Genomic DNA, 22,384 nt, shown 5'->3' on the forward strand with positions numbered 1-22,384 from the left:
GGTTTGGTCTGGTGCGGTTTCGCGAGTCGGCACGGGGAGTTGTGCCGACGAAACGTTACAAAGCCCAGGCACTGCGCTTAGACTTGAGTCGGGTTTGTTTTCCTGGGGCAAGTCCACCTATTCGGGAGAGAGTTTCATGAAGCTAGTCACTGCCATCATCAAGCCGTTCAAATTGGACGATGTGCGCGAGTCGCTGTCCGAAATCGGCGTGCAGGGCATCACTGTCACTGAAGTCAAAGGCTTCGGTCGCCAGAAGGGTCACACCGAGCTGTATCGCGGCGCGGAGTACGTGGTCGACTTCCTGCCCAAGGTCAAGATCGACGTCGCCATCGACGACAAGGATCTGGATCGGGTCATCGAAGCCATCACCAAGGCCGCCAACACCGGCAAGATCGGTGACGGCAAGATTTTCGTGGTGAATCTGGAACAGGCTATCCGCATCCGTACCGGCGAAACCGATACCGACGCGATCTAAAAAAGCCGCCCCAAACCCAACGCCCCAGGAGAAAACAACATGACTCTGCGTCAATTCGCAGGGCTAGGAGCCCTTTTGTCCCTCGTAATGCCTGCCCTGGCGCTGGCCGAGGAAACCACGGCGGCCGCAGCCCCTACCCTGAACTCCGGCGACACTGCCTGGATGCTCACGTCGACGGCCCTGGTGCTGTTCATGACCATCCCCGGCCTGGCCCTGTTCTACGGCGGCATGGTGCGTTCCAAGAACGTCCTCTCGGTGATGATGCAGTGCTTCGCCATCACCGGCCTGATCAGCGTCCTCTGGGTGATCTACGGCTACAGCCTGGCGTTCGATACCACCGGTATGGAACAGGGCGTCACCAACTTCAATTCCTTCGTCGGCGGTCTGTCCAAGGCATTCCTTGCCGGCGTCACTCCGGCCAGCCTGACCGCGGCCTTCCCGGAAGCGGTATTCATCGTCTTCCAGATGACCTTCGCCATCATCACCCCGGCGCTGATCGTCGGTGCCTTCGCCGAGCGCATGAAGTTCTCCGCGATGCTGGTGTTCATGGCCATCTGGTTCACCCTGGTCTACGCACCGATCGCGCACATGGTCTGGTCCGGTAACGGCGGCCTGATGTGGGACTGGGGCGTGCTGGACTTCGCTGGCGGCACCGTGGTGCACATCAACGCCGGTATCGCCGGTCTGGTCTGCTGCCTGGTGCTGGGCAAGCGCAAAGGCTTCCCGACCACGCCGATGGCTCCGCACAACCTCGGCTACACCCTGGTCGGCGCGGCCATGCTGTGGATCGGCTGGTTCGGCTTCAACGCCGGTTCCGCTGCTGCCGCCAACGGCACCGCCGGCATGGCCATGCTGGTGACCCAGATCGCCACCGCCGCCGCCGCGCTGGGCTGGATGTTCGCCGAGTGGATCACCCACGGCAAACCGAGCGCCCTGGGCATCGCCTCGGGTGTGGTTGCCGGTCTGGTCGCCATCACTCCGGCCGCCGGTACTGTCGGCCCGATGGGCGCCCTGGTGATCGGTCTGGTTTCCGGTGTGATCTGCTTCTTCTGCGCCACCAGCCTGAAACGCAAACTGGGCTATGACGACTCGCTGGATGCCTTTGGCGTGCACGGTGTCGGCGGTATCGTCGGCGCGATCCTCACCGGTGTGTTCGCAGCTCCGGTCCTGGGCGGCTTCGGCACTGTCACCGACATCGCCGCGCAAGTCTGGATCCAGGCCAAGGGCGTCGGCTTCACCGTGATCTACACCGCCATCGTCACCTACGTGATCCTGAAAGTTCTGGACGTAGTGATGGGGCTGCGTGTGAACGAAGAAGAAGAATCGGTCGGTCTCGACCTGGCACAACACAACGAGCGTGGCTACAACCTGTAACCCGCCGAGAAAAAAACTTGCCCGGTTCGCCGGGCATTTTTTCGTCCCGATTTTGCCTCTCTGGCAGCACGCAAACGGTTTTTCGCCGCAGGTTCATCCCTCATGGAATGGGTCTGCGATTGTCGGCGGAAAACTTACAGTCTTCAGGGCGTTTTAGGCACTTTGCTTTTTCATCGGGCACGCTAGAATGCGCGCCGTGGGGTGATGATGGCCTGTTCACACACTTCATGGCCCTTTGCTAGGCTTGCTGATGAGCGAGCCGGTTGGCAGGGACTGGCCGGTGCTTTTGAACCGGCGGCTCTTTATTCGGTCAGGCTCTGAGGAGCCTGCACAGCGTTCGTCAGGTGAAGCGGCGGGCGCTCCGATCATGGGTGACTCGTGACCCCGTGATCTTTCTCCAGCGGTCGTAAACCTCTACGGCAACTGGTCTATAACTAATCTGCTTTTCGCAAGTCATGAGGTAGAACATGAGCGACGACGATCTGGAAAACGATGACCTCGAAGTGGGCGACGACGAAGAGGGTGATGAAGGCCTTGAAGCGGCGGCGGACGACGTAGCCGACGACAGCGGCGATGACAGCCCGGCTCCTGCGGCCAAGGGCAAGTCCAAGGCGGCGGTCTCGGTCGACGAGATGCCGAGCATGGAAGCCAAGCAGAAGGAGCGCGACGCGCTCGCCAAGGCCATGGAAGATTTCCTGGCACGGGGTGGCAAGGTGCAGGAGGTCGAAGCCAACGTGGTTGCCGATCCGCCCAAGAAGCCCGACAACAAGTACGGCAGCCGTCCTATCTGAGGTCGCCGTGACGAAAAAGCCCGCCATTGCAGCGGGCTTTTTTGCGTCTTGGGTAACTTCGCTGGCCTCATCGCGGGCGACGCCCGCTCCCACAAAGTCCGTGGGTGCATGCAGCTTGTGGGAGCTGCCGCGACATCGATTTCAGGCTCAGCGCCAGCCCGCGAGAACGTCGGGCAGTTGCGACAGTCGCTGTATTTCCGCATCCGGCCGGCCTTCGGCCTCCCACGTCTTGCCCTGCGGGTTGAACCACACCGCGCGCAGGCCGGCGCGCTGGGCGCCGGCGATATCGTCACCGGGATGGTCGCCGATGTGTACCGCGGCACCGGCCTCGACCTCTCCCTGGCGCAACGCTTCGAGGAAGGGCGCCGGGTCCGGTTTGCCGATGCCGAGGTCTTCGGCGCACAGGGCGAACTTGAAATAGTCGGCCAGGCCCAGACGGCGCACGTCGGCATTGCCGTTGGTGACCACGCCGAGGGTGTAGTGGCGGCGCAGCAGTTCCAGCACCGGCTGTACCTCGGGGAAGATCTCCAACTGGTGGCGGGCGTGGAGGAACACCTCGAAGCCTTCGTTGGCCAGCTCGCGGGCGTGGGCCTCGCTGTAGCCGACTTCTTCCAGGGCATGGAACAGCACGCGCCGGCGCAGGGCACTGATGCGGTGCTTGAGACCGGGTTCGGCCTGCACCACGCGCTCGCGAATGGTGTACAGGTGCTCTACCGGTACTGCGCCGAGACTGGGGGCATTGGCCGCCAGCCAGTCGCGCAGAACGGCCTCGGCACTGACGATCACCGGCGCGGTGTCCCACAGGGTGTCGTCGAGGTCGAAGGTAATCAGCTGAATACTCATGAGTCGCCGCCTTTACTGCGTTTGGCACGAGGATGCGCGCTGTCGTAGACCGCCGCAAGGTGCTGGAAATCGAGGTGGGTGTAGATCTGGGTGGTCTTGATGTCGGCGTGGCCAAGCATCTCCTGGACCGCGCGCAGGTCCTGGGACGACTCCAGCAGGTGACTGGCGAAGGAGTGCCGGAGCATGTGCGGGTGGAGGTTCTGGCCCAGTTCGCGCTCGCCGGCGGCCTTGACCCGCTTCTGGATGGCCCGCGGGCCAAGTCGCTGTCCTTGCTGGCTGACGAACACGGCAGCGTCCCTGGGGTTGCTCAGGCTGCGCAGCGCCAGCCATTGCTCCAGTGCTTCGCGAGCCTTGCGGCCGACGGGCAGGACGCGGGTCTTGCTGCCCTTGCCGTGGACCTGGACCAGCCCGGCGGGCAGGTCGAGCTGTTCGAGGTCGAGGCTGGTCAGTTCGGAAAGGCGCAGCCCGGAGGAGTAGAACAGCTCGAGAATCGCCTGGTCGCGACGGGCCAGGAAGTCGTCCTCCACGCCGCCTTCCAGCAGTTGCAGGGCGCGGTCGGTGTCCAGCGCTCGCGGCAGGCGCCGTTCGCCCTTGGGGGCGGACAGGCCGTTGGCCGGATCGTGATCGCAGAGGCCTTCGCGGTTCAGGTAGCGGTAGAAACCGCGCACCGCCGAGAGCAGGCGTGCCAGGCTGCGCGACGACTGGCCCTGATGGTGACGGCGGGCGATGAACTGGCGCAGATGCTGGATCTGCAGGGCTTTCCAGTCGTTGATGCCCGCGGTGGTGCAATACGCGAGGACGCTGTCGAGGTCGCGGCGGTAGGCCAGCTGGGTGTGCTCGGACATCTGGCGTTCGCTGCGCAGGTGCGCGCAGAACGCCTCCAGTTGGCGTTCCATCAGCGCACCGGGCGCAGGGTCTGGGTCAGGCGTGGCACCACGCGGCCGAGGACCTCGGCGATATAGCCGAGGAACAGGGTGCCGACGCTGCTCTTGTAGTGATGCGGGTCGCGGCTGCCGAGCGCCAGCACGCCGTGCAGCCCCTGGTGCTCCAGGGCTGCCACCGCGCTGGAGGCGACTTCCTTGCGCTGTGCCTCGCCGAACAGGAAGTCCAGCTCATGGTCGCGCAGGTTGCCGCTGACGGTCTTGCCGCCGCCGAGCAGTCCGCCGATGGCCTGCTGGGCCTCGCCGCTGCTGACCCAGCGGCCTACTGGCGCGGCGTTTTCGCCAAACAGGATGAGGCTGACGAAGGGCACCTGGAAGTCCTGGCGCAGACGATCTTCCACGGCCATGACCACGGCTTCGAGGTTGTCGGCGTCGAGCAGGTCGAGGATCAGGCGGCGGGTCTTGTCGAACAGCCGGTCGTTGTCGCGGGCGACATCCATCAGGTGCGAGAGGCGGTGGCGCATCTCGATATTGCGATCGCGCAGCAGCGTCAGCTGGCGCTCCACCAGCGACACGCTGTCGCCGCGCTGGTGGGGAATGAGCATGTCGAGCAACAGGTCGTCATGCTCGGCGAAGAAGGTGGGGTGGGCACGCAGGTAGGCGGCCACGGCTTCGGCCCCGACGTCGGGCGTGGAGCCCTCCACGAGGTTCTCGTCGGGTTCCGCGGCTGGCGCCTGGGGCTGATCGGTCATGGCTGGTACTCACTCATAGACGAACCTGTCCTTCATACACGCGCACGGCCGGGCCGGTCATCATCACCGGCTTGCCCGGACCCGCCCATTCGATGGACAGGCGTCCGCCGGGCAGGTCGATGAGCAGCGGCGAGTCCATCCAGCCCTGGCTGATGGCAGCCACCGCGGCGGCGCAGGCGCCGGTACCGCAGGCCTGGGTTTCCCCGGCGCCGCGTTCCCAGACGCGCAGTTGCGCGCGATGCCGGTCGATGACCTGGAGAAAGCCGACGTTGACCCGCTGCGGAAAGCGCGGGTGGTGTTCGATCTGCGGACCGAGGTCGTGGACCGGCGCGGCGTTGACGTCATCGACGCGCAGCACGGCGTGGGGGTTGCCCATCGACACCGCGGCCAGCTCGACGGTCTGTCCGCCGACTTCCAGCGGATAGCTCAGGGCCTGGGTCGGCGCCTGGAACGGGATTTCCGTCGGGGCCAGGCGCGGCGGGCCCATGTCGACGCAGATCTGCCCGTCGTTGCGCACGTCCAGTTCGATGATGCCGCCCTTGGTCTCGACGCGGATGCGCTTCTTCGCGGTCAGGCGCTTGTCCAGCACGAAGCGAGCGAAGCAGCGCGCGCCGTTGCCGCACTGTTCCACTTCGGAACCGTCGGAGTTGAAGATGCGGTAGCGGAAATCCACTTCCGGATTGCTCGGCGCCTCGACGATCAGCAGTTGGTCGAAGCCGATCCCGGTGTGGCGGTCGCCCCACTGTTTGGCGTGTTTGGGCTGGATGTGCGCGTGCTGGCTGACCAGGTCGAGGACCATGAAGTCGTTGCCCAGGCCGTGCATCTTGGTAAAACGCAAAAGCATCGTGTCACTCCGGCAGCAGGCTTTCGCCGGCGAACAGCTCGGCTACGGTCTCGCGGCGGCGCACTTCGAAAGCCTGGTCGCCGTCGACCAGTACTTCGGCGCTGCGGCCACGGGTGTTGTAGTTGGAGCTCATGACGAAACCATAGGCGCCCGCGGAGCGAACGGCCAGCAGGTCGCCTTCGGCCAGGTTCAGGGCGCGGTCCTTGGCGAGGAAGTCGCCGGTCTCGCAGATCGGGCCGACCACGTCGTAGGGGCGCGGCTCGCCGTCTCGCGGTTGTACGGCGCTGACGTCCATCCAGGCCTGGTACAGGGCCGGGCGGATCAGGTCGTTCATCGCCGCGTCGACGATGGCGAAGTCCTTGTGCTCGGTGTGCTTGAGGTATTCCACGCGGGTCAGCAGCACGCCGGCGTTGGCCACGATATGCCGGCCCGGCTCGAAGACCAGGGCCAGGTCGCGCTCGCCCAGGCGCTCGCGCACGGCCTTGATGTAGTCGCCGGCCAGTGGCGGCTGCTCATCGCGGTAGCGCACGCCGAGACCGCCACCCAGGTCGAGGTGGTTGAGCAGGATGCCGCAGTCGCCGAGGCGGTCGACCAGCATCAGGATGCGGTCGAGGGCGTCGAGGAAGGGTTCCAGCGAGGTCAGTTGCGAACCGATATGGCAGTCGACGCCGACCACTTCCAGGTTCGGCAGCTGCGCGGCGCGGATGTACACCTCTTCGGCATCGGCGATGGCGATACCGAACTTGTTCTCCTTGAGACCGGTGGAGATGTACGGGTGGGTGCCGGCGTCGACGTCCGGGTTGACCCGCAGCGACACCGGGGCGCGCACGCCCATTTCGGCGGCGACCTGTTGCAGGCGCTCCAGCTCCTCGGTGGATTCGACGTTGAAGCAGTGCACGCCGACCTCGAGGGCGCGGCGCATGTCCTCGCGGGTCTTGCCGACGCCGGAGAAGACCACCCGATCGGCACGTCCACCCGCGGCCAGGACGCGCTCCAGCTCACCGCCGGAGACGATGTCGAAGCCCGAGCCGAGACGCGCCAGGACGTTCAGCACGCCCAGGTTGGAGTTGGCCTTGACCGCGAAGCAGACCAGGTGCGAGGTGCCCTGCAGGGCATCGGCGTAACTGCGGTACTGGGCCTCGATATGGGCCCGGGAGTACACGTAGGTCGGTGTGCCGAAGCGTGCGGCGATCGCCGACAGGCCTACACCCTCCGCGAACAGCTCGCCGTCGCGGTAGTTGAAAGCGTCCATCGGGATTCCTTACCGGTGCTGGTGCGATTGCGACTTCTTGCCGTCCTTGCTGTCGTCAGGAAGGTACAGGGGGCCTTTTTGACCGCAGGCGGAGACAAGGCAGGCAACCGCGACGAGCGCCGCGAGGGAGGAAATCAGGCGCTTCATGGCGAAATCCTTTGATTTAAGCAGTATTGCGCCGGAGTATACCGAGCGCCCGGCGCCTTGCCTATGTAGCCGGTCAGCCGTCGGGCGGTGCGTCCGGGTGGCACGACGTTTGTCTTTGCATTCGCGGCGAAGCGCTCGTATCTTGCCCGGCTTGCGTGTTGAGCAGACATTTTTCGAGGTTCCTGCAATGAGTTTGAGCGAAGCGCGTTTTCACGATCTGGTAGACGCGACCCAACAGGCACTGGAAGACCTGTTCGATGAAAGCGACCTGGACCTGGACATGGAAAACTCGGCCGGTGTGCTGACCGTCAAGTTCGACAATGGCGCCCAACTGATCTTCAGCCGTCAGGAACCGCTGCGCCAGTTGTGGCTGGCCGACCGTTCCGGTGGTTTCCACTTCGACTACGACGAAGAAAGCGGCAAGTGGATCTGCGAGAAGACCGAGGAACTGCTGGGCGAGATGCTGGAGCGCATCGTCTGGGAGCGTGCCGGCGAGAAGCTCGATTTCGAAGAGATCTGAAATGAGCAGCGAAGTCCGCCCGCCCAAGCCGCTGTACAGCAACGTCAGCCCAGCGGTGCCGTCGCCGTGCATCGGCACCTGCCGCCTGGATGAGGCGCGGGTGTGCATCGGCTGTTTCCGCCATGTCGAGGATATTCGCCAGTGGCGTTCGGCGGATGACCAGCAGCGGCGGGAGATTGTTGCGCAGGCGGATGTGAGGCGATCGGCAGCCTGCGCCTCCTGATCGGAGGTTCGGGCCTGCTTTGCAGGCCTTCGCGAGCAAGCTCGCTCCCACAAGATGAGGTGCCGATCCTGCTGCTGTGGGAGCGAGCTTGCTCGCGAAGGACCGCAGCGCGGTCCCGGTGGGCCCTTGAGTATTTACCCTGCTGTGGTAGTGTCAGCCCATCCCGGCCAATGCCGAACCTTCAAAAACCCCGCCCTTGGGCGGGGTTTTGCTTTATTCGATCTGCCAAAAGGAGCCTGACTGGATCATGAGCACCACACCTTCCCTCACCCTCACCCGATTGGACGTGCAGCGTCTCGAGCGCCTGATCGACAGCCTCGATGAAGACACCCCGGGTGTCCTCGCCCTGCAGGGCGAGCTGGACCGCGCCGGCCAGGTGGTCGGTCACGAGGAGATCCCCGCCGGGGTGGTGACCATGAATTCCCGCGTGCACTGCCGCGAGGAAGCCAGCGGCAAGGACTACCACCTGACCCTGGTCTACCCGCAGGACGCCGGCAAGGAAGGCAACGTGTCGATCCTCGCGCCGATCGGCTGCGCGCTGCTCGGCCTGTCGGTGGGCGAGCAGATCGACTGGCCGGCCCCGGGCGGCAAGACCCTCAAGCTCAAGCTACTGGAAGTCGAATACCAGCCGGAAGCAGCGGGCGACTTCGACCTCTGATCAGACCGCCGCCAGCGCCTGGTTCAACACCCGCTCCAGGTCCTGCTTGTAGCGCAGGTAGAGCATGCTCGAACCCTGGCCGTCGGCGAGCAGGTCGGAGAGGTCGAGGTCGGTGATGTAGCAGCGGTAGCGCTGTGCATCGCGGCGCTGTTCGATGATCTCGCGGGCGACCACGGTATACAGCTGGTCGCCGTGGTCGAGCTCGGAAAACTCCTTCTGGTTGCAGTACAGGGTGACGTGCAAAGCGTCGTCCGCGGTCGCCTGGATGATCGCCTGGACTTCGTAGTAGGGCAGGTCCAGCGCGAGTTGCGGTGCCTGCCAGGGCTCGACGTGACGGGCGCGGCCCATGCCTGACGGCAGCACCCGGTAGTACAGGGTGTCCAGCGGATGAGCCTGCTGCTCGTCCATCGGCAGTCGTGCATTGCGCCGGAACACCACCGCCTGCAGGAAGCGCTGCAGCGGCAGCAGCAGGCTGCTTTCGTCGTGAAACGGCAGGCGCTGTTGCCACAGTGCGTTGTATTCATCCAATACGTAGACGTCCGCCCAGGTGTCCTGCACCCGGTAGAACACCTGCACGCACTGCGGCTGGCCCAGGGGCAGGATCAGCGCCAGGTCGTGGTCCTCCAGCACGTTGGCGTCCAGCGCCAGCGGGCTGTAGGTGCTGCGCTCCTCGCCCAGATAGGCGAGCAGGGCGGCGTGACTGTCCAGCGCGACCAGGTTGACGCCGCTGCCGAACAGCTCGAGTACATGGGTGTGCTGCTGTACCTGGATCAGGTAGCGGTGCTCCAGGCGTTGGTCGTACAGCGCCTGGGCGCTGGTGAAGACCTCCTCGACGCGCTGGGCGATGGCCAGGGCGCGGTTGTGGCAGAAACTGCGCACCCGCAGCCTGGGGCGATGCGGGTGGTCCGCGGTGCCGTTGTCGAGGCTGTTGAGGTAGTCGCGGATGCAGCGCATCAGTGCGTGTTCGCCGTCGTAGCGCAGTACCTGCACTTCGTTCCAGCTGTTGAGGACGATCTGGTCGAGGGTCAGTACCAGGTTTTCCCGCACCCCGGCGTAGCTCAGCGAGTCGGTGCGCTCGGTGGTCATGAGGATGTTCAGGTCGCGGTGATGGCGCAACGGGTCGACGCCGACGTTGACCAGCAACAGCACTTCATCGGCCACGCTCGGGCGCAGCAGGCGCGCATCGCTGACCGTGGCCAGCGGCAGCATCACGCTCTGCTGCAGGCTGCCGAGCAGGTTGAACAGCTCGTACTCGCTCAGGTCGCTGCTGCCTGGGTGCAGGGCCAGGCGCGTGGCGCTGTCGATCACGCCGTTGCGGTGCGCCCAGGCCAGCAGGTCGAGGAGGTCGCGGGTGCGCTTGATCGGGGTGAAGTGCTCCCATTCCAGGGCGTTCAGGTTGCCGTTGTACAGGCCCCAGTGGTGCTGGCCCGGTTCCTTGCGGTCGGGCGACTGGACCAGGGTCAGGGTGTCTTCCGCGAGGTCCGGGGCGACCCCCGGGTTGACGAACTCGACCTTGCCGGCGCGGCGCTCGAAGGCAGCGTACAGGCGCCGGCCGAGGATGTTCAGGTCGCGCTGGTCGATGCGCGCGGTGGCGCCGAGATTGCGCGCGAACTGGTCGAGAAAGCGGTAGCTGTGGTTCAGCTCCGCCACCAGCACCCGGCGTTCGGCGGCGACCTGGCGCACCTTCCACTGACTGCGGCTGTCGAGCAGCGCCAGCTGTCGCTCGTCCCAACCCCACTCATGGGCCAGGCGCTCCAGCAGCTCGCTCTGCCAGTTCGGTTTCTGCCGGGCCAGCTGGCTGATCTTGCGGTTGACCTTGAGATACAGGCTGCGGCGCACCAGCTCCAGGCGCTGGGTTTCGTTGCGCCGTTGCAGGTATTGCTCGATACGCCGGTAGACCATCATGTACGGGTCCAGCTCGTCGATATCGAGCACGTTGGCGAACACCGCCTGCTTGAAGTGCAGGCTCAGGCAGCGCACGTCCGGGTGCTCGCTGGCGTAGACCTCGGTCAGCAGCAGCTTGAGCACCGACTTGTAGGGCGACTCGATACCCTTGAACAGCTGCCACAGTCCGGCGCCGACGAACTCGCCGGGTGGGATGTGTGCCAGGTGACCGAGGTCGAGGACCTCGTCGCAGCGCACGAAGCGCTTGGACAGCAGGGTCTGGGTGTAATGCGCGTAGTTGCCTTCCTCGTAGACCGGCACCAGCCACCACAGCGGCGTGCGCCCGGCCAGCCAGATCGCGGTGCGGTAGAACTCGTCCAGCAGCAGGTAATGCTGGGTGGTGCCGCAGTCGTCGGAACTGAGGCGGCTGTCGCGCTCGCCGGTGACGAACTGCCGCGGCTCGATCAGGAACAGATGCGCCTCGGCGCCCTGGCTGGCGGCCCAGGCCTCCAGCAAGCGGCATTTCCTGCGCAGCTCGGCGAGCGCGGTCTCGCCGAGGTCGGAGGCGTGGCAGACCCAGATGTCCATGTCGCTCTGTTCCGCCTGGGCCAGGGTACCCAGGCTGCCCATCAGGAACAGGCCGTGGATGGGCAGCAGGTTGTCGCCGCGTTTGGCTTTGTAGGAAAACGAGCGGGTCAGGCGCTGGGCCTCGGCCAGGACCAGCGGGCTGGGCTCATAGGCGGACACCCCGGCCGGGGTGGTGCCGGAGACGTAGCCGGGCAGCAGCGGATGATTGACGTGGAAAAACAGCGGCAGCAGGGTCAGCACCTGCTGCTGGCGGCTGGACAACCCTTCCATGGCCCGGGCCAGACGGCCCTGGTTGAGATCCAGGAAGCGTTTGCGCAACTGGTTGAGGACCTTGCGGTCGATACCCTGGTCGAGGTCAGGGCGGATTTCGTGAGGAAGATTCATCGCAAGCTTAAACCGGCCGTCATGAAGGCACGGGCGAGTTTAGCCGCAGTGGCAGCGAAGGGATAAGCGCTATTTGATTTTTGACGCCATTTTTCCAGCGCCGTTGGTCGGCACCGCCGAATTTGCTGTGGCAAGCCCGTTGCACGAGGCTGCGGGCTTGCCGGCTACGTCGGGAGTCAGACGGTTTCGGAAACGTTGAGGATCGTCAGCAACTGCTGCGTGGCCTGGGCGGCATCGATGCCCAGGCTGGTCAGGTAGCCCCCATCGGGCTGGGTGATCAGCTGCTTTTCATGCAGGCGCTTGGCCGCGGCGATGGCCTGGGGCGCGGCAGTGGTGTGGACTTTCAGTCCTTCCTGGGTGCTGTCGAGGTTGAACAGCGCGAGAATTTCCAGTTCGGCAACCAGCTCGGGGGTAAACGACATAGGTACTCCGGACTTCAAGAAAAGGAGGGTGGCACCTCTGCGGATGCCTGGACTTGCAGTGTAGTCAGCCTCGCCCGCTTGTGCGTCAGTCTTTTTCCGGCGGCAGTTCGGGCAGGGCGCGCAGCGCGGTTTCGTACCACTCGGTATTGAACGGGCGGTCTTCGTCGAGCATGGCGTCGATCTCGATCGCCAGCACGTGAGCCATCAGGTTGAGGATGTCCTCGCGCTCGTAGCCGACCAGGGTCAGCTTGTTGAACGCCGCCTTGGCCGCTGGCGGTTCGCCGCTTTCGATCTGGTTCTCGATGGCCTGGGTCAGGGTCGATTCGGCGAAGGCTTCTTCTTCGTCGTGGTCGATATCGTGGTCGCTCATGGGCGCGCTCCTCTGGGTGAGGCGGCCAGTGTGCCACGGCCCGCGCGACAATGCCGGGCTATCTGGCGGATGCATGATGCTGGTCAGTCCCGGGCGATTGCGGCTATAACAACCCGGCCAACCCCCTACGGCCTGGAGGCTGTTCCTCATGCTCAAGCTTCATGGATTCGCGGTCAGCAACTACTACAACATGGTCAAACTGGCGCTGCTGGAAAAAGGCCTGCCGTTCGAGGAAGTGCTGTTCTTCGGCGGGCAGGCGGCGGACGCGCTGAAGATCAGCCCGCGCGGCAAGGTGCCGGTGCTGGAGACCGAGCAGGGTTTCCTCAGTGAAACCGCGGTGATCCTCGACTACATCGAGCAGACCCAGGGCGGCAAGCCGCTGCTGCCGGCCGATCCGTTCGCCCGGGCCAAGGTCTGGGAGCTGGCCAAGGAGATCGAGCTGTATATCGAGCTGACGGCCCGCGCCCTGTACCCGCAGGCATTCTTCGGCGCCGAAGTGCCAGAAGACATCAAGGCCAAGGCGTGGCAGGAGTTGCTCGCCGGCCTGGCCACACTCAAGCGCGCCGGCACCTTCGCGCCTTATGTGGCGGGCGACAGCTTCACCGTGGCGGACATCTATTTCGCCTTCAGCGTCGACCTGGCCTGCCTGGTGGGCAAGAAGGTCTTTGGCGTGGACGTGCTGGAAGACTTCCCGCAGGCACGGGAGCTGCTCGCGCTGCTGGCGCAGAATCCGCACATGGCCGGCATCAATGAAGCCAAGGCGGCGCAGTTCCCGACCTTCCTGGAGCAGGTGGTCAAGGCGCGCGGCGTGTAGGAGCTGGCTTGCCTGCGAAGGACCGCGCAGCGGTCCCGGTTCCCGCTCACCAGCCAGGCCAATTGTCTTCCCCCGGCGGCAGATCAGGAACCGGGACCGCTTTGCGGTCCTTCGCAGGCAAGCCAGCTCCTACAAGGTCATGGGCTGGCCATTAGCGGCTGGCCAGCAGGGCCTGGCCGCGGGCCACGGCGGCGCGAACCTGCGCCGGCGCGGTACCGCCGATGTGGTTGCGGGCGTTGACCGAACCTTCCAGGGTCAGCACGGCGAACACGTCCTGCTCGATCTGGTCGCTGAACTGACGCAGTTCGTCGAGGCTCATCTCGGCCAGGTCCTTGCCGCTTTCCACGCCATATTTCACTGCATGACCGACGATCTCGTGGCAGTCACGGAACGGCAGGCCGCGACGCACCAGGTAGTCGGCGAGGTCGGTGGCGGTGGAGAAGCCGCGCAGGGCCGCTTCGCGCATCACCGCGTGACGTGGCTTGATCGCCGGGATCATGTCGGCGAAGGCGCGCAACGAGTCGCGCAGGGTGTCGGCGGCGTCGAACAGCGGTTCCTTGTCTTCCTGGTTGTCCTTGTTGTAGGCCAGCGGCTGGCCTTTCATCAGGGTCAGCAGGCCGGTCAGGGCGCCAAACACGCGGCCGGTCTTGCCGCGTACCAGCTCTGGCACGTCGGGGTTCTTCTTCTGCGGCATGATCGAGCTGCCGGTGCAGAAACGGTCAGGCAGGTCGATGAACTGGAACTGCGCGCTGGTCCACAGCACCAGCTCTTCGGAGAAGCGCGACAGGTGCATCATCGCCACGCTGGCGGCGGCGCAGAATTCGATGGCGAAGTCGCGGTCGGAGACGCCGTCCAGCGAGTTGCCGGCCACGGCTTCGAAGCCCAGCAGCTGGCAGGTCAGTTCGCGATCGATCGGGTAGGTGGTACCGGCCAGGGCGGCGCTGCCCAGGGGCATGCGGTTGGTGCGCTTGCGGCAGTCGACCAGGCGCTCGTAGTCGCGGCTGAGCATTTCGAACCAGGCCAGCAGGTGGTGACCGAAGGTCACCGGCTGGGCGGTCTGCAGGTGGGTGAAGCCGGGCATGACGGTTTCCGCCTCGCGCTCGGCCTGTTCCAGCAGGCCCTGCTGCAGGCGGGTGATTTCGGCGAGGATCAGGTCGATCTCGTCGCGCAGCCACAGGCGGATATCGGTGGCCACCTGGTCGTTGCGGCTGCGTCCGGTGTGCAGCTTCTTGCCGGTGATGCCGATGCGGTCGGTCAGGCGTGCCTCGATGTTCATGTGCACGTCTTCGAGGTCGACGCGCCAGTCGAAGTTGCCGGCCTCGATTTCGCCCTGGATGGTCTTCAGGCCGTCGATGATGCTGTCGCGCTCGGCGTCGGTGAGCACGCCGACCTTCGCCAGCATGGTGGCGTGGGCGATCGAACCCATGATGTCGTGGCGGTACAGGCGCTGGTCGAAGGTGACGGAGGCGGTGAAGCGGGCGACGAAGGCGTCGACGGGCTCACTGAAGCGGCCGCCCCAGGACTGGTTGGTCTTGTCAGTGCTCATGGATTCGCTCGTTGAAGGCGTGAACGGGAAAAAGTGTGCGGATGATAACAGGGTTGCCACGCCCGTCGGGGCTCGGCGGTCGGCACAAATATGGGGCCGTGCCGCCCCCTGGGGCGATATTCAACGATTGAACGGCAGTGTTGCGGCAACCGTCTACAGTTGGACAGAGGATCGGCATTGTTTGCTGTCGACCAGTGAATCTTTAGCCATCGTGCGAGTCAGAGCGTGGATCGCCGTGACGGCCGTCACCGTGATTGTCCACATCAGTCTTTGTGCGAGACTCACGCAGGAATCCAGCGCAATATGAATGTCCTGATCGTTGATGACGAACCCCAAGCCCGTGAACGCCTGAGCCGTCTGCTCGGCGACCTGGAGGGCTATACCGTGCTGGAGCCCAGCGCCACCAACGGCGAAGAGGCTCTGGCGTTGATCGACTCCCATAAACCCGACGTGGTCCTGCTCGACACCCGCATGCCCGGCATGGACGGCCTGCAGGTCGCGGCGCGCCTCTGCGAGCGTGAAGCGCCGCCCGCCGTGGTGTTCTGCAGCAGCGACGACGAGTTCACCCGCCAGGCCTTCGAGGAAAGCGCCCTGAGTTACGTGCTCAAGCCGGTCCAGGGCGATGACCTGCACAACGCCCTGCGCAAGGCCGAGCGGCCCAACCGTGCGCAACTGGCCGCCCTGACCCGCCCGGCCGGGGACAGCGGCAGCGGCCCGCGCAGCCATATCAGTGCGCGAACCCGCAAGGGCATCGAACTGGTACCCGTGGACCGGGTGATCTACTTCATCGCCGACCACAAGTACGTCACCCTGCGCCACGAAGGCGGCGAAGTGCTGCTGGACGAGCCGCTCAAGGCCCTGGAAGACGAGTTCGGCGAACGCTTCGTGCGCATCCACCGCAATGCGCTGGTGGCCCGCGACCGTATCGAGCGCCTGCAGCGTACCCCTCTCGGACATTTTCAACTGTTTCTCAAGGGCCTCAATGGCGATGCCCTGATCGTCAGCCGGCGGCATGTCGCCGGCGTCAGGAAAATGATGCAGCAGCTTTAGGGCGGGGATGGACGGGACAGCGACCAGGGATGGTCTTTTTTTGCCCGCGTCTTTGCTGACATGGATCTGCAAGAGATTTTGACGGAACTGTTATGATCCGCCGAATCTACCTGGTACGGATCCTTCCATGTCCACTCGCGAAATCCGCATTGCCACCCGCAAAAGCGCCCTTGCCCTGTGGCAGGCCGAATATGTCAAAGCCCGCCTGGAACAGGCGCACCCCGGCCTGATCGTGACCCTGGTGCCGATGGTCAGCCGTGGCGACAAACTGCTCGATTCGCCGCTGTCGAAGATCGGTGGCAAGGGCCTGTTCGTCAAGGAACTGGAAACCGCGCTGCTCGAACAGGAAGCCGATATCGCCGTGCATTCGATGAAGGATGTGCCGATGGACTTCCCCGAAGGCCTGGGCCTGTTCTGCATCTGCGAACGTGAAGACCCACGCGACGCCTTCGTCTCCAATACCTTCGCCAGCCTCGATGCGCTGCCCGCCGGCAGCATCGTCGGGACCTCCAGCCTGCGTCGCCAGGCGCAACTGCTGGCGCGCCGTCCGGACCTGCAGATCCGTTTCCTGCGCGGCAACGTCAACACCCGCCTGGCCAAGCTGGATGCCGGCGAATACGACGCCATCATCCTCGCCGCCGCCGGCCTGATCCGCCTCGGTTTCGAGGACCGCATCACCTCCACCATCAGCGTCGACGACAGCCTGCCCGCGGGCGGCCAGGGTGCCGTGGGTATCGAATGCCGCAGCGCCGACAGCGAGATCCACGCCTTGCTGGCACCGCTGCACCACGCCGACACCGCCGACCGGGTCTACGCCGAGCGGGCCCTGAACAAGCACCTCAATGGCGGTTGCCAGGTGCCGATCGCCTGTTACGCCGTGCTCGAAGGCGATCAACTGTGGCTGCGCGGCCTGGTCGGCGAGCCGGCGGGTGGCGCGTTGCTCAATGCCGAAGCCCGCGCTCCGCGCAGCGAAGCCGAAACCCTCGGGGTACAGGTGGCCGAGGCGCTGCTGGCCCAGGGGGCCGGTGACATTCTCAAGGCGGTCTATGGCGAGGCCGGTCACCCGTGACCGGCTGGAGGCTGCTGCTGACCCGCCCGGCCGAGGACTGCGCGGCCCTGGCCGTGACCCTCGGCGAAGCCGGTGTGCATGGCAGCTGCATGCCGCTGCTGGAGATCGAGCCACTGGCGGTTTCGGAGATGCATCGGGCGCTGGCACGCAATCTCGAGCGCTACTGTGCGGTTATCGTGGTCAGCAAGCCGGCCGCGAGAATCGGCCTGGCGCTGCTTGCCGAGCAATGGCCGCGGCTGCCGGCGCTGGCCTGGTTCACGGTGGGGGCGGCGACGGCCGAGGTGCTCGAGTCGGCAGGCCTGAATGTGCATTTCCCCGCCTCGGGTGACGACAGCGAAGCGCTGCTGCGCCTGCCCGAACTGCAGGCGGCGTTGGCCTGCGCTTCGCCCCGCCTGCTGATCATGCGCGGCGAGGACGGGCGCGAGCTGCTGGCTGAGCAATTGACGACGCAAGGTGTGCATGTCGACTATCTGCCGTTGTACCGTCGTCGCCTGCCGGACTACCCTGCCGATGCCCTGTCGCGGCTGATCGAGGCGGAACGCCTGAACGGCCTGGTGGTCAGCAGTGGGCAGGGCTTCGAACACCTGCGCCAACTTGCCGCGCAGGATTGGCCGCGTCTGGCGCGGTTGCCCCTGTTCGTGCCGAGTCCGCGGGTGGCGGAAAGCGCCCGCCAGGCCGGTGCGCAGAATGTGGTGGATTGCCGTGGCGCCAGTGCCACGGCTTTGCTGGCGGCGCTGCAGGAAACCCCTGCGCCCGCTTCCTGAGGCGCTAAGCTGAGGCGACGCGCCTTAAAACAAAGGATGGATACGTGAGCGAAACAGCCTTGCCCAACGAAGATCAGCCAACGCCGTCCGAGGCTTCGACGAACCCCGCGGCCGACTCATCCGGGCGCTCCGGCAATGGCCTGGCGATCCTCGCCCTGCTGCTTGGCGCCGCGGGTGTCGCCGCCGGCGGCTGGGGCCTGTGGCAGGTGCGGCACCTGCAGCAGAGCAACCAGGATCAGCTCGAGCAGGTCCGTCAACTGAACGAGCAGTCCGAAGCCCTGCAGGCCCGTGAGCAGCAGCTCTCGGCGCAACTGGGCAGCCTGCCGCCGGCCGGCGAGCTGGAAGACCGTCGCCGCCTGGTGGCGCAGTTGCAGGGCGACCAGCAACGCCTGAGCCAGCGTCTGGAAACCGTGCTCGGTGCCAGTCGCAAGGACTGGCGCCTGGCCGAGGCCGAGCATCTGCTGCGTCTCGCCAGCCTGCGCCTGTCTGCCTTGCAGGACATCGCCAGTGCCCGTGCGCTGGTCGAGGGCGCCGATCAGATTCTGCGCGAGCAGAGCGATCCGGCCTCCTTCGCCGCGCGTGAACAGCTGGCCCGTAGCCTCGCCGCACTCAATAGCGTGGAGCAGCCGGACCGCACGGGTCTGTTCCTCAAGCTCGCTGCATTGCGCGAGCAGGTGGTGCAGCTCAACGTGCTGGCACCGGAATTCAAGAACGATGGCGAATCCCTGTTCGGCCTGACCGTCGATGGTGATGGCGCCAGTCGCTGGTCGCAGTGGTGGGAGCAGATCTCGCGTTACTTCCGCATCGATTTCGACGCCGACAAGAACATCAAGCCACTGCTCGCCGGCCAGGCCCTGAGCCAGGTGCGCCTGGCCCTCAGCCTGGCCCTGGAGCAGGCGCAGTGGGCCGCGCTGAATGGCGAGGCCAAGGTCTACACCCAGGCCATCGATGAAGCGCGCAGCGTACTGCTGGGCAACTTCAACAAGGACAACGAGCAGGGCCGGATGATGCTGGAGCAGCTCAATGCCCTAGTGAAGCAGCCGGTGACCGTGGTCACCCCTGATCTCGCCGAGAGCCTGAGTGCCGTGCAGGCCTACCTGGAGCGACGCCATCTGCCCGCCGAGGAAGCGGCACTGCGCCAGCCGGCTGAGAAAGCCCAGGAGGCCACGCCATGAAGCGAGCCTACCTCCTGGCGGTCGTGGCGATCGTCGTCGCGACCCTGCTGGGGATCGCCGTGGCTCGGCACAGTGGCTACGTGCTGATCGCCTATGACAGCTTCCGCTACGAGTCCAGCCTGTGGGCGACCCTGGGACTGCTGGTGGCCATCGTCCTGTTGCTGTGGCTGGTCAAGGCGCTGATCGGCCTGGTGCTGACCTCCACCGGCGTGGTCAATCCCTGGTCGCGACGCAATCGCGGGCGACGTACCCGCCTGGCGATCGAGCAGGGCCAGCTCGACCTCGCCGAAGGTCGCTGGGCCAGCGCCCAGCGTCACCTGCACCGTGCCGCCGAAGCCGAGCGCCAGCCGCTGCTTTACTACCTCGGCGCCGCCCGTGCGGCCAATGAACTGGGGCGCAGCGAAGACAGCGACAACCTGCTCGAACGCGCGCTGGAGCGCCAGCCGCAGGCCGAGCTGGCGATTGCCCTGACCCATGCGCAACTGCAGGTCGAGCGTGGCGACAGCGACGCGGCGCTGGAAACCCTGCAGGCGATGCACGAGCGCCATCCCCACAATGCCCAGGTGTTGCGCCAGTTGCAGCGTCTGTATCAGCAGCGTGGCGACTGGCCGGCGCTGATCCGCCTGATGCCGGAGTTGCGCAAGGACAAGGTCCTGTCGGCGAAGGAGCTGGCCGAACTGGAGCGCCGTGCCTGGGGGCAGAACCTGTCCCTGGCGGTGCAACGCGAAGAGGACGGGCAGGCTGCCCGGCAGTCGCTGGAACGCGCCTGGCAGCAACTGACCAACGCCCAGCGCCAGGAGCCGCAACTGGTCCTGGCCTACGCCGAGCAACTGCGTCAACTTGGCGCGGAAAGCGAGGCGGAGGAAATCCTTCGCACTGCACTCAAGCGCGAGTACGAGAGTCACCTGGCGCGCCTCTACGGCCTGGTGCGTGGCGGTGATCCGGCGAAACAACTGCAGACCGCGGAAGGCTGGCTCAAGGCGCATCCGGAAGATCCGAGTCTGCTGCTGACCCTGGGGCGGTTGAGCCTGCAGAATCGCTTGTGGGGCAAGGCGCGCGACTACCTCGAAAGCAGCCTGCGCCTGCAGCGCAACCCGGAAACCTGTGCCGAACTGGCGCGCTTGCTGGCCAGCCTGGGCGAGAACGAGCGCAGCAATGTGCTGTTCCAGGAAGGGCTCGGTCTGCTCGACGAACGCCTGCTGGCCTTGCCGTTGCCGGACCAGGCTCGGGCTTGAGTCTTCTCGCGGGCTGGCCGCAAGGGTCAGCCCGCGATCACGTCGGGTCAATTCTCCTTCGCTGCTTTGCGGATTTTTCCTACCACGTTCAGCGAAGTTTCCAATAAAAATCAGAGATTTGTCCTGTTGGTTGCTTCTTGAAACAACAGGGGGCTTTCCTCTACCGTTGCCAAATGTCTTTCCTGCCCTGGTTTTGCCATGCCGTTGGCCTGTCTGCGTTCAATTTTCTTCCCGGCGTTCCTGGCGTCTCTTCTGATCCTGGCTGGTTCCTTCTATCTGGAGCACGGCCTGGGTCTGCTCGCTTGCCCGTTGTGCCAAGGGCAGCGGCTGGTATTGGGCGCCTTCTCGTTGACCTGCCTGGCGGCACTGGTTCATGGCGCGTTTCGCGCCGGCGTGCGCCGCTATCTGTGGCTATGCCTGGCCCTCGCGCTGTGCGGCGCGCTCCTCGCATCGCGGCATGTCTGGCTGCAGGGGCTGTCGCTGTCGCCTGAAGTCTCCGATCTGCACTCCATGACGCACCTGCTGGCGCATGGGACGTCCACCGAATGGTTGCAAAGCATGTTTCTCGGATCGGCCGAGTGCGTGCCGATCACCTGGAGTTTCCTCAGCCTCAGCGTGCCGGAGTGGAGCCTGTTGGCCTTCGTCGGGCTCGCGTTGATGATGCTGTTTCGCCTGATCCCCCGACACCAGCTGAACCTGAGTGATTCACTGGGGTCATGAAAGGGGGCCGGCGGGCGTTTGAAACGACCGGCGGCGATGGGTCGCAGGATCAAACACTTGTATGAAACTAGTCGCCTGCGTACCTTGAAGCTGATGGCGTGCGGGAATAATCTCCCCTGCACGCACTACCGAAAACACTGCTGCTCAATGCCGTTCTGCCGTAATTTCCTTGTGTGTCGCGAGTTGCGATACGGGGCGCAGGGGCACGACCCAAAAGGGATGAGACCGCCATGTTAGAGAGTTGTCAGAATGCTCAGGAACGCTGGGGTGGGGTTCACAAGCTCATTGACCGCTGGCTGCAGGAGCGTGAAGAGCTGGTAACTGCGTTTCGTGAGTTACGCGATGCCAAGCCGGCATTCGCCGACAAGCCACTGAACGGCCGCTTCTGCGAGATTCTCGTGGACTACGTGTCGGCCTGGCACTTCGAAATCTGCGAGCAACTGATCAGCGAAGCCAAGGCCTTCGGTGACGAGCGCGCGCTGGAGCAGGCCCATAACACCAACCCGCTCATCGATCTCAGTACCGAGTACGCACTCACGTTCAACGATCAATGCAGCAAGGGCGCATGCACGGACAACGAGCGTTTCGCCGAGGAGTTGAAAAAGCTGGGCGGCAAGTTGCGTGAGCGCTTCGAACTCGAGGATGGGCTGATCGAAGCCCTGCACACCGCACACAAGGAAAAAGACGTGGCCGCCGTCTGAGGTTTGTTCTGCTCGTTGCCGACGTTTCAGTCGGCAACGTCGAGCAGTTCGATCTCGAACACCAAGGGCGTGTAGGGCGCGATCAGGTCGCCTGCTCCGTCTGCCCCATAGGCCTGTGCCGAGGGGATCACCAACCGGTACTTCGAACCCGCCGCCATCTCCGGCAGTGCTGCCTGCCAACCCGCGATCACGCTGTCCAGGTTGAACCACTGTGGCTGATCGTTCTGGTCGAATACCGTGCCGTCCGGCAATTTCCCCACATAGCGCACTTTCACTTTGCCGTCAGCCTTCGGCTTGCCACCAGTGCCTGCTTGCAGTTGCGTCAGCAGCACACCGTCGCTCAGCTCGCGTACACCGGCGCGGCCTCGTTCATTGGCGATGAAGCGGCGTTCCGCGGCAAGCGCCTGCTCCACATGTGACTGCGCGGCGGCTTCGTTGGCCTGTTGGTCGTGCTGGGCGAGGATCGCATCGATCCGCGCCTGGGGCAGGGCCAGGGGCTTGTTCTGATAAGCCTGTTGCAGTCCTTCGATCAGCGCCTGCAACTGCAGGCCCGGGACCTCTTCGCGCAGGCGTTCGCCGAGGCTGGCGCCGAGACTGTAGGCAAGGTCATGGTCGGATGGCGTCGGCGTCTGCTCCGCAACAACCGGCGGCAGCGTGAAGAATAACGACAGCAACAAATAGCGCGGCACGGGCGGCTCCGAAAATGAAAAAGAAGAGTTGCGCAGGTTTGAGATTATGCCTGTTCGTGGGAACAAGTTAGTTAATTGTCTGCAGCCTGTAACACAGCATCTACACTTGTTTCGAGCTGCAGCTTCGATAACGTTGCCCAGGCATGCAACGCGGCGTCTTCTTTACTGTCAACATGCCCTAGCGGCGATAGCAGCACAGGTCTAGTATGAGCC

The 22,384-nt window shown here is 64.8% G+C and carries 25 protein-coding genes; 14 read left to right on the plus strand and 11 right to left on the minus strand.

From position 1 onward, the window contains the following. Positions 1–136: 136 nt before the first annotated feature. From glnK to sutA, 3 genes are all read left to right on the plus strand, one after another. Positions 137–475: a P-II family nitrogen regulator gene (gene glnK / locus RTI28_RS10710; RefSeq protein WP_002555808.1), complete on the plus strand. Its 339-nt coding sequence runs from the start codon at positions 137–139 to the stop codon at positions 473–475. A gap of 39 nt (positions 476–514) precedes the next feature. Beyond that, positions 515–1,849 (plus strand): ammonium transporter, encoded by a 1,335-nt coding sequence (locus RTI28_RS10715; protein WP_316920423.1) that lies wholly within the window; start codon positions 515–517, stop codon positions 1,847–1,849. A 467-nt stretch (positions 1,850–2,316) separates the two neighbouring features. After that, positions 2,317–2,640, plus strand: coding sequence for a transcriptional regulator SutA (gene sutA / locus RTI28_RS10720; protein WP_042121027.1), 324 nt, complete (start codon positions 2,317–2,319; stop codon positions 2,638–2,640). A 147-nt stretch (positions 2,641–2,787) separates the two neighbouring features. Here the strand turns inward: sutA and RTI28_RS10725 are convergent, their stop codons facing one another. From RTI28_RS10725 to lptM, 6 genes are read right to left on the minus strand one after another with little or no spacing between them, the layout of a single operon-like run. After that, positions 2,788–3,483, minus strand: coding sequence for an HAD-IA family hydrolase (locus RTI28_RS10725; RefSeq protein ID WP_316920424.1), 696 nt, complete (start codon positions 3,481–3,483; stop codon positions 2,788–2,790). Then, on the minus strand, positions 3,480–4,379 hold the full coding sequence (xerC, locus tag RTI28_RS10730) for a tyrosine recombinase XerC (protein WP_316920425.1): 900 nt from the start codon (positions 4,377–4,379) through the stop codon (positions 3,480–3,482). Before xerC ends, RTI28_RS10725 begins: the two co-directional genes overlap by 4 nt. Then, on the minus strand, positions 4,379–5,116 hold the full coding sequence (locus tag RTI28_RS10735) for a DUF484 family protein (RefSeq protein ID WP_316920426.1): 738 nt from the start codon (positions 5,114–5,116) through the stop codon (positions 4,379–4,381). Before RTI28_RS10735 ends, xerC begins: the two co-directional genes overlap by 1 nt. Positions 5,117–5,129: 13 nt before the next feature. After that, positions 5,130–5,960: a diaminopimelate epimerase gene (dapF, locus tag RTI28_RS10740; RefSeq protein ID WP_316920427.1), complete on the minus strand. Its 831-nt coding sequence runs from the start codon at positions 5,958–5,960 to the stop codon at positions 5,130–5,132. Positions 5,961–5,964: 4 nt separating this feature from the next. Further along, positions 5,965–7,212, minus strand: a complete 1,248-nt coding sequence (gene lysA / locus RTI28_RS10745; protein WP_316920428.1) for a diaminopimelate decarboxylase — start codon at positions 7,210–7,212, stop codon at positions 5,965–5,967. A 9-nt stretch (positions 7,213–7,221) separates the two neighbouring features. After that, positions 7,222–7,359, minus strand: a complete 138-nt coding sequence (lptM, locus tag RTI28_RS10750; RefSeq protein WP_042121033.1) for an LPS translocon maturation chaperone LptM — start codon at positions 7,357–7,359, stop codon at positions 7,222–7,224. Positions 7,360–7,546: 187 nt separating this feature from the next. Between lptM and cyaY the strand changes: the two genes are divergently transcribed. The 3 genes from cyaY to rnk all read left to right on the plus strand — a co-directional run bounded on the left by cyaY (position 7,547) and on the right by rnk (position 8,760). Then, positions 7,547–7,879, plus strand: coding sequence for an iron donor protein CyaY (gene cyaY / locus RTI28_RS10755; protein WP_316920429.1), 333 nt, complete (start codon positions 7,547–7,549; stop codon positions 7,877–7,879). 1 nt (position 7,880) lies between these two features. After that, positions 7,881–8,102, plus strand: a complete 222-nt coding sequence (locus tag RTI28_RS10760) for a DUF1289 domain-containing protein (RefSeq protein WP_316920430.1) — start codon at positions 7,881–7,883, stop codon at positions 8,100–8,102. A gap of 247 nt (positions 8,103–8,349) precedes the next feature. Then, on the plus strand, positions 8,350–8,760 hold the full coding sequence (rnk, locus tag RTI28_RS10765) for a nucleoside diphosphate kinase regulator (RefSeq protein ID WP_316920431.1): 411 nt from the start codon (positions 8,350–8,352) through the stop codon (positions 8,758–8,760). Here rnk and RTI28_RS10770 read toward each other — a convergent pair whose 3' ends face one another. From RTI28_RS10770 to RTI28_RS10780, 3 genes are all read right to left on the minus strand, one after another. Further along, positions 8,761–11,616, minus strand: coding sequence for a class I adenylate cyclase (locus tag RTI28_RS10770; RefSeq protein WP_316920432.1), 2,856 nt, complete (start codon positions 11,614–11,616; stop codon positions 8,761–8,763). It lies immediately after the preceding gene. Between the two features lie 176 nt (positions 11,617–11,792). Continuing rightward, the gene (locus RTI28_RS10775) at positions 11,793–12,038 is read right to left on the minus strand and encodes a TIGR02647 family protein (protein WP_316920433.1); all 246 of its coding nucleotides are present in this window, start codon (positions 12,036–12,038) and stop codon (positions 11,793–11,795) included. An 85-nt stretch (positions 12,039–12,123) separates the two neighbouring features. Beyond that, the gene (locus RTI28_RS10780) at positions 12,124–12,408 is read right to left on the minus strand and encodes a hypothetical protein (RefSeq protein WP_316920434.1); all 285 of its coding nucleotides are present in this window, start codon (positions 12,406–12,408) and stop codon (positions 12,124–12,126) included. Positions 12,409–12,556: 148 nt separating this feature from the next. On the opposite strand from RTI28_RS10780, the gene RTI28_RS10785 reads away from it, so the two are divergent. Then, positions 12,557–13,222: a glutathione S-transferase gene (locus tag RTI28_RS10785; RefSeq protein WP_316920435.1), complete on the plus strand. Its 666-nt coding sequence runs from the start codon at positions 12,557–12,559 to the stop codon at positions 13,220–13,222. A gap of 151 nt (positions 13,223–13,373) precedes the next feature. Here RTI28_RS10785 and argH read toward each other — a convergent pair whose 3' ends face one another. Beyond that, complete coding sequence (argH, locus tag RTI28_RS10790; RefSeq protein WP_316920436.1) at positions 13,374–14,768, minus strand: argininosuccinate lyase; 1,395 nt, start codon at positions 14,766–14,768, stop codon at positions 13,374–13,376. Positions 14,769–15,071: 303 nt separating this feature from the next. Between argH and RTI28_RS10795 the strand changes: the two genes are divergently transcribed. The 7 genes from RTI28_RS10795 (at position 15,072) to rsd (ending at position 21,482) form a co-directional block, all read left to right on the plus strand. Then, on the plus strand, positions 15,072–15,818 hold the full coding sequence (locus RTI28_RS10795; RefSeq protein WP_316920437.1) for a LytTR family DNA-binding domain-containing protein: 747 nt from the start codon (positions 15,072–15,074) through the stop codon (positions 15,816–15,818). 127 nt (positions 15,819–15,945) lie between these two features. Then, the gene (gene hemC / locus RTI28_RS10800) at positions 15,946–16,887 is read left to right on the plus strand and encodes a hydroxymethylbilane synthase (RefSeq protein WP_316920438.1); all 942 of its coding nucleotides are present in this window, start codon (positions 15,946–15,948) and stop codon (positions 16,885–16,887) included. Further along, complete coding sequence (locus tag RTI28_RS10805) at positions 16,884–17,651, plus strand: uroporphyrinogen-III synthase (protein WP_316920439.1); 768 nt, start codon at positions 16,884–16,886, stop codon at positions 17,649–17,651. The genes hemC and RTI28_RS10805 overlap by 4 nt, the downstream gene beginning before the upstream one ends. A gap of 44 nt (positions 17,652–17,695) precedes the next feature. Next, positions 17,696–18,826: a uroporphyrinogen-III C-methyltransferase gene (locus RTI28_RS10810; protein WP_316920440.1), complete on the plus strand. Its 1,131-nt coding sequence runs from the start codon at positions 17,696–17,698 to the stop codon at positions 18,824–18,826. After that, entirely contained in the window at positions 18,823–20,061 is a 1,239-nt protein-coding gene (locus tag RTI28_RS10815) for a heme biosynthesis protein HemY (protein ID WP_316920441.1), read from the plus strand. Before RTI28_RS10810 ends, RTI28_RS10815 begins: the two co-directional genes overlap by 4 nt. 198 nt (positions 20,062–20,259) lie before the next feature. After that, on the plus strand, positions 20,260–20,781 hold the full coding sequence (locus RTI28_RS10820) for a disulfide bond formation protein B (RefSeq protein ID WP_316920442.1): 522 nt from the start codon (positions 20,260–20,262) through the stop codon (positions 20,779–20,781). A gap of 230 nt (positions 20,782–21,011) precedes the next feature. Then, the gene (gene rsd, locus RTI28_RS10825) at positions 21,012–21,482 is read left to right on the plus strand and encodes a sigma D regulator (protein WP_316920443.1); all 471 of its coding nucleotides are present in this window, start codon (positions 21,012–21,014) and stop codon (positions 21,480–21,482) included. 26 nt (positions 21,483–21,508) lie between these two features. Here rsd and RTI28_RS10830 read toward each other — a convergent pair whose 3' ends face one another. Further along, positions 21,509–22,171 (minus strand): FKBP-type peptidyl-prolyl cis-trans isomerase, encoded by a 663-nt coding sequence (locus tag RTI28_RS10830; protein WP_401249283.1) that lies wholly within the window; start codon positions 22,169–22,171, stop codon positions 21,509–21,511. Between the last annotated feature and the right edge of the window lie 213 nt (positions 22,172–22,384).

It is taken from the genome of Pseudomonas sp. zfem002, from assembly GCF_032621685.1.
In the GTDB taxonomy this organism is placed as follows: Bacteria; Pseudomonadota; Gammaproteobacteria; order Pseudomonadales; family Pseudomonadaceae; genus Aquipseudomonas; species Aquipseudomonas japonica.

Bases quoted from the DNA above. Each gene is read 5' to 3' on its own strand.
- RTI28_RS10715 (WP_316920423.1), top strand. From the start codon at position 515: ATGACTCTGCGTCAATTCGCAGGGCTAGGAGCCCTTTTGTCCCTCGTA.
- sutA (WP_042121027.1), top strand. From the start codon at position 2,317: ATGAGCGACGACGATCTGGAAAACGATGACCTCGAAGTGGGCGACGAC.
- cyaY (WP_316920429.1), top strand. From the start codon at position 7,547: ATGAGTTTGAGCGAAGCGCGTTTTCACGATCTGGTAGACGCGACCCAA.
- lptM (WP_042121033.1), bottom strand. From the start codon at position 7,359: ATGAAGCGCCTGATTTCCTCCCTCGCGGCGCTCGTCGCGGTTGCCTGC.
- lysA (WP_316920428.1), bottom strand. From the start codon at position 7,212: ATGGACGCTTTCAACTACCGCGACGGCGAGCTGTTCGCGGAGGGTGTA.
- rnk (WP_316920431.1), top strand. From the start codon at position 8,350: ATGAGCACCACACCTTCCCTCACCCTCACCCGATTGGACGTGCAGCGT.
- rsd (WP_316920443.1), top strand. From the start codon at position 21,012: ATGTTAGAGAGTTGTCAGAATGCTCAGGAACGCTGGGGTGGGGTTCAC.
- RTI28_RS10775 (WP_316920433.1), bottom strand. From the start codon at position 12,038: ATGTCGTTTACCCCCGAGCTGGTTGCCGAACTGGAAATTCTCGCGCTG.
- RTI28_RS10760 (WP_316920430.1), top strand. From the start codon at position 7,881: ATGAGCAGCGAAGTCCGCCCGCCCAAGCCGCTGTACAGCAACGTCAGC.
- RTI28_RS10725 (WP_316920424.1), bottom strand. From the start codon at position 3,483: ATGAGTATTCAGCTGATTACCTTCGACCTCGACGACACCCTGTGGGAC.
- RTI28_RS10735 (WP_316920426.1), bottom strand. From the start codon at position 5,116: ATGACCGATCAGCCCCAGGCGCCAGCCGCGGAACCCGACGAGAACCTC.
- hemC (WP_316920438.1), top strand. From the start codon at position 15,946: ATGTCCACTCGCGAAATCCGCATTGCCACCCGCAAAAGCGCCCTTGCC.
- RTI28_RS10780 (WP_316920434.1), bottom strand. From the start codon at position 12,408: ATGAGCGACCACGATATCGACCACGACGAAGAAGAAGCCTTCGCCGAA.
- RTI28_RS10815 (WP_316920441.1), top strand. From the start codon at position 18,823: ATGAAGCGAGCCTACCTCCTGGCGGTCGTGGCGATCGTCGTCGCGACC.
- RTI28_RS10795 (WP_316920437.1), top strand. From the start codon at position 15,072: ATGAATGTCCTGATCGTTGATGACGAACCCCAAGCCCGTGAACGCCTG.
- RTI28_RS10770 (WP_316920432.1), bottom strand. From the start codon at position 11,616: ATGAATCTTCCTCACGAAATCCGCCCTGACCTCGACCAGGGTATCGAC.
- dapF (WP_316920427.1), bottom strand. From the start codon at position 5,960: ATGCTTTTGCGTTTTACCAAGATGCACGGCCTGGGCAACGACTTCATG.
- xerC (WP_316920425.1), bottom strand. From the start codon at position 4,379: ATGGAACGCCAACTGGAGGCGTTCTGCGCGCACCTGCGCAGCGAACGC.
- argH (WP_316920436.1), bottom strand. From the start codon at position 14,768: ATGAGCACTGACAAGACCAACCAGTCCTGGGGCGGCCGCTTCAGTGAG.
- RTI28_RS10820 (WP_316920442.1), top strand. From the start codon at position 20,260: ATGCCGTTGGCCTGTCTGCGTTCAATTTTCTTCCCGGCGTTCCTGGCG.
- glnK (WP_002555808.1), top strand. From the start codon at position 137: ATGAAGCTAGTCACTGCCATCATCAAGCCGTTCAAATTGGACGATGTG.
- RTI28_RS10785 (WP_316920435.1), top strand. From the start codon at position 12,557: ATGCTCAAGCTTCATGGATTCGCGGTCAGCAACTACTACAACATGGTC.